The 13,112-nt window shown below is 67.6% G+C and carries 12 protein-coding genes; 5 read left to right on the top strand and 7 right to left on the bottom strand.

Annotation, left to right across the window (positions count from 1 at the left end; all coding sequences use genetic code 11):
* Positions 1 to 125: 125 nt before the first annotated feature.
* The 4 genes from RYM47_RS08855 to RYM47_RS08840 form a co-directional block, all read right to left on the bottom strand.
* Complete coding sequence (locus RYM47_RS08855) at positions 126 to 1,670, bottom strand: adhesin (protein WP_315387283.1); 1,545 nt, start codon at positions 1,668 to 1,670, stop codon at positions 126 to 128.
* 43 nt (positions 1,671 to 1,713) lie between these two features.
* Positions 1,714 to 2,352 carry a hypothetical protein gene (locus RYM47_RS08850; RefSeq protein ID WP_315387281.1) on the bottom strand — a complete coding sequence of 213 codons (639 nt, stop codon included), beginning with the start codon at positions 2,350 to 2,352 and terminating at the stop codon, positions 1,714 to 1,716.
* Complete coding sequence (locus tag RYM47_RS08845) at positions 2,349 to 2,846, bottom strand: hypothetical protein (protein WP_315387382.1); 498 nt, start codon at positions 2,844 to 2,846, stop codon at positions 2,349 to 2,351. Before RYM47_RS08845 ends, RYM47_RS08850 begins: the two co-directional genes overlap by 4 nt.
* A 336-nt stretch (positions 2,847 to 3,182) precedes the next feature.
* The gene (locus tag RYM47_RS08840) at positions 3,183 to 4,514 is read right to left on the bottom strand and encodes a dicarboxylate/amino acid:cation symporter (RefSeq protein ID WP_315387279.1); all 1,332 of its coding nucleotides are present in this window, start codon (positions 4,512 to 4,514) and stop codon (positions 3,183 to 3,185) included.
* A gap of 151 nt (positions 4,515 to 4,665) precedes the next feature.
* Between RYM47_RS08840 and RYM47_RS08835 the strand changes: the two genes are divergently transcribed.
* The 4 genes from RYM47_RS08835 (at position 4,666) to RYM47_RS08820 (ending at position 8,930) form a co-directional block, all read left to right on the top strand.
* The gene (locus tag RYM47_RS08835) at positions 4,666 to 6,369 is read left to right on the top strand and encodes an alkaline phosphatase (protein WP_315387277.1); all 1,704 of its coding nucleotides are present in this window, start codon (positions 4,666 to 4,668) and stop codon (positions 6,367 to 6,369) included.
* A 103-nt stretch (positions 6,370 to 6,472) separates the two neighbouring features.
* Positions 6,473 to 7,765 carry a tRNA lysidine(34) synthetase TilS gene (gene tilS, locus RYM47_RS08830; RefSeq protein WP_315387381.1) on the top strand — a complete coding sequence of 431 codons (1,293 nt, stop codon included), beginning with the start codon at positions 6,473 to 6,475 and terminating at the stop codon, positions 7,763 to 7,765.
* A 36-nt stretch (positions 7,766 to 7,801) separates the two neighbouring features.
* A complete protein-coding gene (locus tag RYM47_RS08825) occupies positions 7,802 to 8,062 on the top strand; it encodes an exodeoxyribonuclease VII small subunit (RefSeq protein WP_102944484.1) in 261 nt (86 codons plus the stop codon).
* Entirely contained in the window at positions 8,052 to 8,930 is an 879-nt protein-coding gene (locus RYM47_RS08820; RefSeq protein WP_315387275.1) for a farnesyl diphosphate synthase, read from the top strand. Before RYM47_RS08825 ends, RYM47_RS08820 begins: the two co-directional genes overlap by 11 nt.
* A gap of 138 nt (positions 8,931 to 9,068) precedes the next feature.
* On the opposite strand, the gene RYM47_RS08815 is transcribed toward RYM47_RS08820, so the two are convergent.
* Both RYM47_RS08815 and pmbA read right to left on the bottom strand, forming a co-directional pair.
* On the bottom strand, positions 9,069 to 9,452 hold the full coding sequence (locus tag RYM47_RS08815) for a DUF4870 domain-containing protein (RefSeq protein ID WP_102944482.1): 384 nt from the start codon (positions 9,450 to 9,452) through the stop codon (positions 9,069 to 9,071).
* Positions 9,453 to 9,553: 101 nt separating this feature from the next.
* Positions 9,554 to 10,921 carry a metalloprotease PmbA gene (gene pmbA, locus RYM47_RS08810; protein ID WP_315387274.1) on the bottom strand — a complete coding sequence of 456 codons (1,368 nt, stop codon included), beginning with the start codon at positions 10,919 to 10,921 and terminating at the stop codon, positions 9,554 to 9,556.
* A 68-nt stretch (positions 10,922 to 10,989) separates the two neighbouring features.
* Between pmbA and yjgA the strand changes: the two genes are divergently transcribed.
* Complete coding sequence (gene yjgA / locus RYM47_RS08805; RefSeq protein ID WP_315387273.1) at positions 10,990 to 11,577, top strand: ribosome biogenesis factor YjgA; 588 nt, start codon at positions 10,990 to 10,992, stop codon at positions 11,575 to 11,577.
* Between the two features lie 41 nt (positions 11,578 to 11,618).
* Here yjgA and tldD read toward each other — a convergent pair whose 3' ends face one another.
* Positions 11,619 to 13,064 carry a metalloprotease TldD gene (gene tldD, locus RYM47_RS08800; RefSeq protein WP_315387272.1) on the bottom strand — a complete coding sequence of 482 codons (1,446 nt, stop codon included), beginning with the start codon at positions 13,062 to 13,064 and terminating at the stop codon, positions 11,619 to 11,621.
* Between the last annotated feature and the right edge of the window lie 48 nt (positions 13,065 to 13,112).

Below are 13,112 nucleotides of genomic sequence, written 5' to 3'. Positions count from 1 at the left end.
GAAGCTGAGGAAGGAGCCCCTGCCCCAAAGGGGGAGGATGGGACAGGGGCTCCCGGGGGAACCCGGCCATTGGCGGATGACCGGGCTTGTTGCGCTCAACGCGTGTTGCCTGCGAAAACGGACAGTTACTCGCCGCCACCGCCGCCCGGGGTGCCGCCGCCGGTGGACGGCTGGGCCACGGCCAAGGCCAGGCTGTTGGCCTGCAGGTTGCCGGTGCCGGCCGCAACGTTCACGCCGATGTTGCCGCTGGCGCCACGGAAGGCGTCACCGGACAGCGAGGCGTTGTTTTCGGCCTTCTGGACAATCCACTGGGTGGACGAGACGGTACCGCTCAGGCTTGCGTGCAGATCGGCATAGCCGACTTCGCCGTAGGCCAGGACGCCCTGCTCTTCGGTGTCGAAGGCAAAGCCGCCCACGCCTTCGCGGTTCGGGTTCTGTACCGCGCCCTGGGTCTGGTTGTCGTAGTCGATGTGCCCGGTGGAGTCGCCGCCGGAGTGACGCTCGCCTTCCCAGCTGTCCGCATACAGATTGGACTGCTGGTAAGCCGCACCTTCGCCGCGATAGCCGCCGACGCCGATGGCTGCCGTGCCGCCACGGACCGTGCCACGCAGGGTGACCTGGGTGGTGTCACGCATGGCCTTGGTGTAGCCCTCGTTGGACACGGTGTTGTCGGTGGACACCTGGTTCGAGCTGATGCTCGCAGTGGCCATGCGCGCGGTCGAGACCGACGCCGCCAGCGCGTTCTTCTGCTCGTTGTTGTTGCCGGCCGCGCTGTTCACGCCAATGTTGCCGGTCGCGCCGCGGAAGGCATTGCCGCTGAGGCTGGAGTTGTTGGCCACGCCGTCGTTGTAGGTGCGGTTGCCCGCGCCGTACTGGTTCACGTACACCTGGGCGTCGGACATGCCGAAGGTGAACGAGGCATCGGCGGCGGACAGCGCGGCGGCGTTGTCCTGGGCGTTGTTGTCACCGGCGGCGGTGTTGAAGCCCAGGTTGCCCGAGGCGTCCTGCGCGGTGTTCTCGCTGATCGAGGAGTTGTTGTCCAACAGCTCGTTGTCGCCGTGGTTGTCGGTGACCGACTGGCGGTTGTCGATGATGGCGATCGCCGCCGAGTCGACTTCCAGGTCACCCGACACGGTCGGACGGCCGCGGAACTGGACGTCCGCACCCACCTGCAGGTCCGATTCCAGGTTCACGTCGACGCCGTGGTTGTTCTTTTCCTTGCGCTCGTCGGCCTGGATGTTGCTGTTCTTCTCGACGTTCTCATTCACGGTCACATTGCGGGTGTGATTGACGTCGCTGGTGTCGCTATAGCTCTTGGTGGTGGTGCGGGTGTTGGTGTCGGTGTTGGTATTGGTGGTGCTGTTGTTGCGTACGCGGGTACGCGAATCCCAGTCGTTGCGGATGTTGGTATCGATGTCGGTATCGATGGCGGTGTTGATATCGGTGTTGATGTTGGTATCAACGTCGGTATCAATGTTGGTGTCGATGTTGGTGTCGACGTCGGTGTTGAGGTTGGTGTTGGCGTTGGTGTTGAGGTTGGTGCGCGTTTCCCACACGTTGTGGATGTGGTTGATGAAAGCGCTCGCGTTCTGGTTGTCCTGAGCGGAAGCAGATGCGGTAGCCGCTACAGCGATGGCCAGCGCCAGTACCGTCTTGTTCATGGTGTTCATGATGCCCTCTCTCTTCACGGATCAATCGGGTGGATGAAACAGATCACGGGGTGGACTGCACCGATATGCCCAACTGGTTGGCGGTGATGTTTCCGGAACCCGCGATTTGATTGAGTTGCAGAACGCCGTCGAATCCCTGCAGTGCGGTGTCCTCCACGGCGACACTGCGGGTACCGGCGGAACCACCGCGTGCTGCGGTGCCCTGCCCCCCTGCTGACGCGAGTGCCCCCGACGCGGCCAGGGCCTCGTCGTTCGTCTCGCGTATGCCCTGTTGCGCCAGCGTGGCCGTGACGATGTTGAGCGTCGCGTTGCCGATGCCGCTGGCCTGGTTGATCATGGCGACGCCGCGGGCGCCGCTGAGTGCCTGTCCGCCGATGCTGGCGCTGGCGTCGAGTGCGCCATTGGCGCGCACCCGGTTGTTGGAATGCAGTTGGCGCGCGTCGATCTGCACCTGCGCGTTGTCGCCGCTGGCAATGCCCATCAGGTTGCCCTGCAGGTTGAGGTCACCGGCGGCCATGTTGACCGTCACCGCACCATCGGCGTTGCTCAGCGCACGGCCGTCCAGTCGGGTGTGGTTGAGGTAGCCGAGCATGCCCGCGTAGTCATCGGCCTGCTGCGCGAACAGCGGCAGTGGCAGTGCGGACAGCATGCCCAGCAACAGCAGAACCGGTGCGCGTTTCATTTGCCGGTCCCACCTGCAGGCTGGCCCAGCGGGAACTGGGCCAGTGCGCCGCGTACCTGGTCGCCGATGCCGCGGGTGGTATTGCCCACCGCGCCCATCGGGCCGCCGATGGCGCGGCCGAGCGTGTTGCCGGAGAGCACGCCACTGGTGGTGGCGCGACCCAGCGTGTTGTTGACCGTACCGGTAGTGACCCGTTCGACCGTGGTCTGGTGGTGGCTCGATGCGATGCCGGCGTTGGAGCCGAGCGAGGCGTAATCGTCGTCGCTCAGTTCGTCCATGCCGCTGGAGGTACCCAGCGCGCCGTCCACTTCGCGGCGCGGGGACGGGTCGGCGATCAACGCCACGCCCGGGGGCGCGGGCCGGTAGGCCGGCCGTGCGGAGACATCACGCAACAGCACCATTTCGCCCGGTTGCGCCTTCACGCCCTGGCGGGCGCCCGACGCCTGTACCGCTGCCGGCACCAACAGCACCGCTGCTGCCACCAGCCATGCCATCGTGGTTGCCTTGCCTGATACGCGAACGCTGTCCATTGCGACCTCCCGTCAAGATGCGGGAGGGATGGAGCAGCAATCGTGCCAACTTCGAAAGGCCCGTTTCATGGGCCTTTGCGCACCGTCCGGCGCCGTGCCTGGAACGCAGGTGTTACACCGGCGTCGATGTTCACATCACATGAACACGACCCGCATTGGCGAGAACCTTGATAACACTTGCTTCACAGTTGGGTGTATCAGTGCTGTTACACCCGGCGATACAGCTGTCACAGTACACAGTCAGCACAATGAAAACGGGCCGGCATGGCCGGCCCGTCAGTGCAGCAGCGTCGAAGAAACTCAGCGTGCCGCCGGTTCGTCGCCTTCGTCCACGCCCAGGTTGGTCGAGGGGTTGTCATACACCTCGCGGTCGAGCAGCCCGGTTTCCTTCGCCACCAGCACCGGCACCAGCATCTGGCCGGTCACGTTGGTCATGGTGCGCATCATGTCCAGGATGCGGTCGATCGCGTACAGGTAGCCAATGGTCTCCAGCGGCAGGTTGGCTGCGCTCAGCACCACCGTGGCCATCACCACCGCCGTGCCCGGCACGCCGGCGGTGCCGAAGCTGCCCAGTACCGAGGCGATCAGCACCACCACGTACTGCTCGGGGGTGAGCGGCACGCCGGTGTACTGCGCGATGAACACCGCGCACAGCGCCGGATAGATCGCGCCGCAGCCGTCCATCTTGATGCTGGCACCGAGCGGCACCGCGAACGAGGCGTAGTCCTTGTTGACACCCAGGTTGTGGGTGATCGACCGCATCGCCGCCGGCATAGCGGCAAAGCTGGACGAACTCACGAACGCGACCTGCATGCCCGGCGCGGCGCCACGGAAGAACTTCAGCGGGTTCAGCCCATGCACCAGCAGCAGGCTGCCGTAGACCAGCAAGATGTGCAGCGCGCAGGCCACATACAGCGCCAGCACGAAGTTGCCGAGCGGCAGCAGCTTCTCGAAACCATAGCTGCCGACCAGCCCGGCGATCAGGCCGAAGGTACCCAGGGGAGTCATCTCCAGCACGAAGCGGGTGACCTGGATCATGATGTCGCTCATCTGCCCGGTCAGCTTGCGCGCCTCGGCGACCTTGTCGCCCAGCTTGACCATGGCAAAGCCGAGCAGGCCGGCGAAGAAGATCACCGGCAGGATCGAGCCGCGGCCCGCAGCCAGCACGGTCTCGCCCGCCGCGTTGACCCGGGTGCCGATACCGGTCAGCGCGTAGAACACGTTGGACGGCACCACGTCCATCAACACCTTGACCACGCTCGGCACTTCGCGCGGGGTGTAGCCGTGGTCCATGCTCAGGCTGAGCGCGCCGGATCCCGGCTGCATCACCGTGCCCACCAGCAGGCCGATGCCCACCGCCAGTGCCGCGGTGATGATGAACCACAGGAAGGTGCGCCCGCCCAGCGCGGCCACCGACTTCTGGCCGTGCAGCGAGGAGATCGCGTTGATCACCGCGAAGAACACCAGCGGCACCGCGATCATCTTGATCAGGGTCACGTACAGGTCGCCCAGCGGGCCGAACCAGACCTCGGCCGCAGGACCCAGCAGCCAACCGGCCAGCGCGCCCAGCACGAAACCGCCGAGTACACGCTGCCAGAACGGGATCCGCAGCCAGGCAGATACCAGCGTCATGAGCATTCCAGGAAGAGAGTGATACAGCAGATCACCTTAGCCCAAGAGGCCTTCCGGAACGAGGCGTACAGGGGGAATCAGCGTGTCATCGGCGTGCCTTGCGGCGTTGGGCATAATGAATGCCCGTTTCATTCATGAGATCCGCGCGTCCATGCCCCGTTCCACCCCTTTGCTGGCGGCCGTCGCCACCACCCTGCTGCTCGGCGCCTGCGCCACTCCCGCCTCTTCCTCCCGCGCCACCGGCACCGTTCAGGTCGATGTACCGACGGTGGCTCACCCGGCCGGTGAGACCCCGCAGTGGTGGTACCGCAGCGGTGCCGCCCGCGCTGCCGGCAGCGGCGCGATGGACGGTCGCGCGAAGAACGTGATCCTGTTCCTGGGCGACGGCATGAGCCTGACCACCGTGGCGGCCGCGCGCATCTTCGAAGGCCAGCGCAACGGCAATCCGGGTGAAGAGAACCTGCTGTCGTGGGAGCGCTTCCCGGCCACCGCGTTCAGCAAGACCTACAACACCGATTCGCAGACGCCCGACTCGGCCGGCACCATGACCGCCATCACCACCGGCGTGAAGACCCACATGGGCGCGATCGGGGTCAGCGCGGGCACCCGCAGCGACTGCGCAGACAGCCTCGACAAGGGCCTGCTGACCTGGCTGCAGCTGGCCGACAGCGCCGGCATGGCGACCGGCATGGTCTCCACTGCGCGCCTGACCCATGCCACACCGGCGGCTACCTATGCGCATTCGCCCGAGCGCAACTGGGAAAACGACACCGACCTGCCGGAAGCCGCCAAGGCGGCCGGCTGCCAGGACATCGCCCAGCAGTTGCTGTCCACCTCGCGCTACGGCCAGGGTCCGCTGGTCGCGCTCGGCGGTGGCCGTGCGCAGTTCACCACCGTGGAAGAGACCGACCCGGAGTACGACGACAAGGTGGGCCTGCGCCTGGACGGCCGCAGCCTGGTCAGCGAGTGGAAGCAGGCGCACCCGCAGGGCGCGTATGTGTGGAACGCCGAACAGCTGAAGGCGGCAGCCAATGCGCCGGCGCTGCTGGGCCTGTTCGAGCCGGACCACATGCGCTACGAGATCGAGCGCAAGGACGACCCGTCCGGTGAGCCGAGCCTGGCCGAGCTGACCAAGGCCGCCATCGCCAACCTCTCGCGCCACCAGGAAGGCTACGTGCTGATGGTGGAAGGCGCGCGCATCGACCACGCCAACCACAGCGGCAACGCCTATCGTGCGCTCAGCGACACCGTGGCGCTGTCTGACGCGGTGCGCGCGGCGGTGGAGGCGACCTCCGACCAGGACACCCTGATCATCGTCACCGCCGACCATTCGCACACGTTGAACTTCGTCGGCTACCCGGCGCGTGGCAATCCGATCCTGGGCAAGGTCAAGGACAAGGGCGGCGAAGACGGCGCCGGGGCACTGGACCTAGCCCGCGACGGCACCGGCCTGCCCTACACCACCCTCAGCTATGCCAATGGCCCGGGCTTCACCGGCGCCACCAACCAGCAGCCGGCCGGCCCCAAGACCTTTCCGCACGGCCCGAGCAGCTTCGACCCGGTCAAGGGTCGCCCGGACCTGACCCACGTCGACACCGAGCACCCGGACTACATGCAGGAAGCGCTGGTACCGATGAAGAGCGAAAGCCACGGGGGCGAGGACGTCGGCATCTGGGCCCGTGGCCCGGGCAGCAAGGCGGTGCGCGGGACCATGGAGCAGAACACGATCTACCACATGATCGTGCAGGCTACCCCGCGCCTACGCGAGCGCCTGTGCCAGGCCGGCACCTGCGACGCCAAGGGCGTGCCGGTGGAATTGCCCACGCCGAAGGCGTTCGAACGCAAGGCGGAATGATCGCAGCGAGGTAGCGCCGGGCTCTGCCCGGCCAGCCACGTCCGCAACAATTCCGATGGCGGTGAAATGCGTCAAAGCCGATACTCCAAACGTGCCTGACCCAATCGCCCCGATCAGCCCCCTGCCCCCCGCCCCCGACCTTCCCGCGCCGGTGCTGGTCGGCTTCAGCGGGGGGCTGGATTCGACCGTGCTGCTGCACTGGCTGGCGCAGTCGCCTGCCCAGTGTGCGGCCGGGCTGCACGCCGTCCACGTCCACCACGGCCTGCAGGCCGACGCCGACCGCTGGGCGGCGCACTGCGAGGCGGTCTGCGCGGACTGGGGCATCCCCCTGCGGGTGGTCCGCGTAGACGTGCCGCGCGACAGCGGTGAAGGCCTCGAAGCAGCCGCACGCCATGTCCGCCGCGAGGCGTTCGCGCGGGTGCTGCGCGATGGCGAACACCTGGCCTTGGCCCACCATCGCGACGACCAGGCGGAAACCTTCCTGCTGCGTGCGCTGCGGGGATCCGGCGTGGACGGGCTGGCCGCGATCCGCGCGCATGCGCCCTTCGCGGCCGGCTCAATCTGGCGTCCGCTGCTGCAGCACCCGCGCAGCGACCTGCGCGCGCATGCGCAGGCGCACGGGCTGCACTGGATCGAAGACCCCAGCAACGCCAGTGATGCGGCCGACCGCAACTTCCTGCGCCTGCACGTACTGCCCTTGCTGCAGCAGCGCTGGCCGCAGGCCGATGCGGCGTTCGCGCGCAGTGCCGAACTCAGCGCGCAGGCGCAACGCCTGCTGGACGCGTCAGACCACGACACGCTGCGTCGCTGCATGGTCTCATCCGGCGTGCTCGACTGCGCGCGCCTGCAACGGCAACCGCGCGAACGGCGTGCGCGACTGCTGCGCCACTGGGTGCGCAGCGCCGGTCAACCACCACTGCCGGCGGCGGGGGTGCAGGTGATCGAACGCGAGCTGCTGCCTGCCGCGCATGACGCCGACGCGCAGTTTGCCTGGCAGGGTGTGCGCATCCGCCGTTGGCGCGGCCACCTGTACCTGCTGCCAATGTCGTTGGCGCTGCCGCTGGACTGGAGCGTGCACTGGGAAGGCAGCAGCCCGCTGGCACTGCCCGACGGGGGCGAACTGGAACTACTGGGCAGCGCGCGATTGGCTGAGCCGGTACAGGTCAGTGCGCGCCGGGGTGGCGAGCGCATCCAGCTGCCCGGTCGCAGCCATTCGCATGCACTGAAGGACCTGCTGCAGCGAAGCGGGCTGCCGCCGTGGCAACGCCGCCAGCTGCCCCTGCTGTATGCCGGGGACACCTTGGTCGCGGCCGGCGACCGGGTGATCGGCGCTCCGTTGCAGCAATGGCTGGATGAACACAACGCGCAGTTGCGCTGGACACCGGGCGCGGCGTGAATTGACCCCCCGGGGCTGGCGCATCACACTTGCCGCATGGCCAAGAAATCCCCCACTGACGCCTCCCCGGTCGCCCACTTCGAGCATTCGCTGGAAGAACTGGAGCAGCTGGTCGAGAAGATGGAAACCGGCGAAATGAGCCTGGAACAGTCGCTCAGCGCCTACGAGCGCGGGGTCGGGCTGTACCGCCAGTGCCAGCAGGCGCTGGAACAGGCCGAGCTGCGCGTGCGCCTGCTCAGCGATCCCGCCCGCCCGGAAACTGCCGAGCCGTTCGACCCGCCCAGCCATGACGGTTGAGTCCACGTTCGCGCGTTGGCGCGACCGCATCGAAAGCCAGCTCGACGCCAGCCTGCCCTCCCCCGACCTGGCCCCGCAGCGCCTGCACCAGGCGATGCGGTATTCGGTGCTGGGTGGCGGCAAGCGCATGCGGCCGCTGCTGGTGTACGCGAGCGGGCAGATCTTCGGTGCCGACGAGGCCGCGCTGGATGCGCCGGCGATGGCGGTGGAACTGATCCACGCCTATTCGCTGGTGCATGACGACCTGCCGGCGATGGACGACGACGCGATGCGTCGCGGCCGCCCGACCACGCATATCGCCTTCGATGAAGCCGCCGCGATCCTGGCCGGCGATGCGCTGCAGACGCGCGCGTTCGGCCTGCTGGCCGACGCGCCGCTGCCGGCGTTGCTGCGGGTGCACTGCCTGCAGGCGTTGAGCCATGCGTCGGGCGCGGCCGGCATGTGCGGTGGCCAGGCGCTGGACATCGACGCCACCGGCCACGCGCAGCCGCTGGGCGACCTGCAGCGCATGCATGCGTTGAAGACCGGTGCACTGATCCGCGCAGCGGTGCGCATGGGTGCGTTGTGTGGTGAAGCCCCAGAGGCCGATCTGCGGCAGCTGGACGCGTTCGCCGATGCGTTGGGCCTGGCGTTCCAGGTGCGCGATGACATCCTGGATGTGGAGGCCAGTTCGGAACAGCTGGGCAAGACCGCCGGCAAGGACCAGGCGCAGGCCAAGTCGACGTTCCCGGCGTTGCTCGGGATGGATGGAGCGAAGGCGGAGCTGGCGGCGCTGAGTGAGCGCATGCGTGACAGCCTGGCCGGGTATGACGAGCGCGCGGATGCGTTGCGTGCGCTCGGTAGATTGGCGGTCGAGCGAAATTTTTGATCGCGCCAACAGCCTTGGTCTTCCGTTCTCGCCTGGCTTGGGCCGGCGGGGGTGGGCTTGCGGGTCGGTGATTCGTTGAAACCAAAAAAAAACGCCCGGCATTGCCGGGCGTTTTTTGTTTCCACCACTACGTGTGGCTTACTTCACCAGGCGCAGGGTGAACGGGTAGCGGTACGCTTCGCCGTTGTTGGCCTTCACTGCGGCGATGATGCAGAACACGATGTTGAGGATGCCGACCAGCGGGGCCAGCAGGCCGCCGATGATGATGATCATCAGGATGAAGCAGATGATCATCGCCAGGGTGATGGTGATCTGGAAGTTCAGCGCTTCCTTGGCCTGGTCGGTGACGAAGCCCTTGCTGCTGTCGTCCTTGCTGATCAGCCAGATGATCAACGGGCCGATGAACCAGGTGAAGATGCCGAGCAGGTGCGCGGCCAGTGCCATGGTGCGCTGGTCGCTGGGAACAGGGCCGACGCTGGTCGGCGGCGGCGGCGGGGCGGTGACGTTGTCGAATTCGCTCACGTGAAACTCCTTATCCAGTGTGTGGGTGGTGCGTGGCAGGCTCCCCGCCTGCCAAGGCAGCTGGAACAGGATACGGCAATAGTTACCGTTAATAGCTACCGTCAATCGTTACCGGCTACCGTCATCCGCCCGACCAGGATCGAGCCGACCTGCACGTGCGAACGGCGGTCGACGTCACTGCCCACCGCTTCGATGGCGGCGAACATGTCCTTGAGGTTGCCGGCGATGGTGATGCCGTCCACCGGGTACTGGATTTCGCCGTTCTCGACCCGGAAACCGCCGGCGCCGCGCGAGTAGTCGCCGGTCACGCCGTTCACGCCCTGCCCCATCAGCTCGGTGACCAGCAGGCCGTTGCCCATCTGGCGCGCCATCGAGGCAAGGTCGCCGGCATTGGCCCGTACCAGCAGGTTGTGCACGCCGCCGGCGTTGCCGGTGGTGACCAGGCCGAGCTTGCGCGCTGAATAGCTGCCCAGTACGTAGCGCTGCAGGATGCCGCCTTCGATGAGCGCAGAATCGCGGGTGGCCACGCCGTCGCCGTCGAAAGCGGTCGAGCGCAGCCCGCGCTTCAGCAGCGGACGCTCGTCCACCGCGAACCAGTCCGGGAACAGCTGCGTACCCACGCTGTCGAGCAGGAAGCTGGCGCGGCGGTAGAGCGCCCCGCCCGAGACCGCGCCGAGCAGGTGGCCGATCAACGAGCGCGCCACTTCCGGGGAGTACAGCACCGGCATCTGTGCGGTGGCCATCGAGCGCGGCTGCAGGCGCGCCACGGTGCGCTCGGCCGCGCGGCGGCCGATCGAGGCAGCATCCTCAAGGTCCTCGCGGGCCAGCGCGCTGCTGTACCAGCCGTCGCGCTGCATGCCGTCGCCCTGCCCGGCGATCAGCGCGCAGCCGACCGAATGGTGGCTGCTGCGGTCGCGGCCGATGAACCCATGCGAGTTCGCGTACACCGACAGACTGGTCGCGGTGGCCGCTGAAGCGCCATCGGAATTGCTGATGCGCGGGTCCGCGCCGCGCCCGGCCGTTTCACAGGCCAGCGCCAGGTCCACCGCCTGGTCGGCCTGCAGGGCCCAGGGGTGCCAGCTGTCCAGGTCCGGGAACTCGCGGGCCATCAGCGCCGGGTCGGCCAGGCCGGCGGCCGCGTCGTCCTCGGTGTGGCGGGCGATCGCACATGCCTGGGCCACGGTGGCCTCCAGGCTGGCCGGCTGCAGGTCGGCGGTGCTGGCACTGCCCTTGCGCTGGCCGAAATACACGGTCACGGCAATGCCGCGGTCGCGGGTGGATTCCACCGTCTCGACCTCGCCCAGGCGCACATTCACGTCCAGCCCGCGCTCTTCGCTGCAGCTCACCTCGGCCTGGCTGGCGCCCAGCGCCCGGGCCCGGTCCAGCAGCTGCTGGGAGATGTCGGCCAGCTGTTCCAGCCGTTGCAGGCTGTCGTCGGCGGCGGCGGCTTCAGGGGAGATCACGTTCAATGCTTTATCCTGTACGGGTGAGTGCCGGGCGCAACGCCGGGCACAGTTCTGGATGTGGAAAGAAGACGATGCGCGGACGCGACGAAGAAACCGGTGAATTCCTTGATATCAGCCGCAGCCAGAACCGGCGCGACGCGCTGGACGTGCTGGCCCTGGGTGAGAAGCTGGTCTCGCTGACCCCGGCCCAGCTGGCCCGCGTTCCGGTGCCGGAAGACCTGCTGCCGCATATCGCCGAGGCCAAGCGGATCACCGCGCATATCGCCCACAAGCGCCAGCTGGCGTTCCTGGCCAAGCACATGCGCCGCGAAGACGAGGCCACGCTTGACGCGATCCGCGACGCGCTGGATGTGAACAGCGAAACCTCGCGCCGCGAAGTGGCCGCCCTGCACCGCGCCGAAGACTGGCGCGAGCGCCTGCTCAAGGACGGCGACACGGCGCTGTCGACCCTGCTGGAAGAATACCCGCAGGCCGACCGCCAGCAGCTGCGCACGCTGGTGCGCAACGCGCAGGCCGAGAAGGCGAAGAACAAGCCGCCGCGCGCCTACCGCGAGATCTACCAGGTGCTGCGCGCGCTGATGCTGCCGGCGGCGCTGGGCCTGAAGGCCAGCGGCGAAGACGCTGGCCACGTCGAGACCGACGAGGCCGACGAGGGCTGAGTCCGCGCCGGTCGGGGCGGTGGCGCTGGCCATCGCCCGGCTCAGGCCTGGGTACCGCCGACGGTGATGCCCTCGATCAACAGCGAGGGCTGGCCGACACCCACGGGCACGCTCTGCCCATCCTTGCCGCAGATGCCCACGCCCTCGTCCAGGGCCAGGTCGTTGCCGACCATGCGCACCTTCTGCATGGTTTCCGGACCGTTGCCGATCAGGGTCGCGCCCTTCACCGGTGTGGTGATGCGGCCATCCTCGATCAGGTAGGCCTCGGTGGCCGAGAACACGTACTTGCCACTGGTGATGTCGACCTGGCCGCCGCCGAAGTTGACCGCGTACAGGCCCTTCTTCACCGAACGGATCATTTCCTGCGGGTCATGCTGGCCGGCACGCATGTAAGTATTGGTCATGCGCGGCATGGTCAGGTGCGCGAACGATTCGCGGCGGCCGTTGCCGGTCGGCGCCATGCCCATCAGCCGTGCGTTGAGGCTGTCCTGCATGTAGCCGACCAGGATGCCGTCCTCGATCAGCGTGGTGCACTGGCTAGGGTGGCCCTCATCGTCGATGTTCAACGAACCACGACGTCCATCCAGCGTGCCGTCATCGACGATCGTCACGCCCGGGGCGGCAACGCGCTCGCCGATGCGCCCCGCGTAGACGCTGGTGCCCTTGCGGTTGAAGTCGCCCTCCAGGCCATGGCCGACCGCTTCATGCAGCAGCACGCCGGGCCAGCCCGGGCCCAGTACCACCGGCATCACGCCGGCCGGTGCCGGTACCGCCTCAAGATTCACCAGCGCCTGGCGCAGCGCCTCACGGGCAAAGGCTTCCGGGCGGCCGTCCGCGAACAGTTCCTCATATCCGTAACGGCCACCGCCACCGGCATAGCCGGACTCGCGACGGCCGTTGTGCTCGACGATCACCTGCACGTTCAGGCGCACCAGCGGGCGCACGTCAGCGCCCAGCACACCGTCGCTGCGGGCGATCAGCACCGTATCGACGCCGCCGGACAGGCTGACCATCACCTGCTTCACGCGCGGGTCGGCGGCACGCAGGTAGCCGTCCAGGCGCTTGAGCACCTCGACCTTGGCCTCGTTGCCGATGCCGTCGATCGGGTCCAGCGCCGGGTAAAGCGCGCGCGCGTTGCCACGCAGCAGCGAGCGCCCGGTCTGGGCACCACCTTCGCGCGAGATCGCACGTGCCGATTGCGCCGCCACCCGCAGCGCATCGGCATGGATGTCGTCGGAGTAGGCGAAACCGGTCTTCTCGCCGGAAATCGCCCGCACGCCTACGCCCTGCTCGATGGAATGCGCGCCGTCCTTGACGATGCCGTCTTCCACGCTCCAGCTCTCGCGGCGGGCGTGCTGGAAGTACAGGTCGCCAAAATCGATGCCCGGCCCCAGCAGGGTGCCGAACGTGCGTTCCAGGCCACCGGCGTCGAGGCCCGCAGGCAGCAGCAGGCGGTCTTGGGCAAGGGTGAGTGCGTTTTCAGTCATGGTCTTGATCTATGGGCGCCGGGCGGGAGTGCAACCCGGGCGCGGGAA

It is taken from the genome of uncultured Stenotrophomonas sp. (genome assembly GCF_963519125.1).
Lineage (GTDB): Bacteria > Pseudomonadota > Gammaproteobacteria > Xanthomonadales > Xanthomonadaceae > Stenotrophomonas.
Note: the sequence above shows the minus strand (reverse complement) of the source record. Positions and strands in the feature narration are given on the sequence as shown.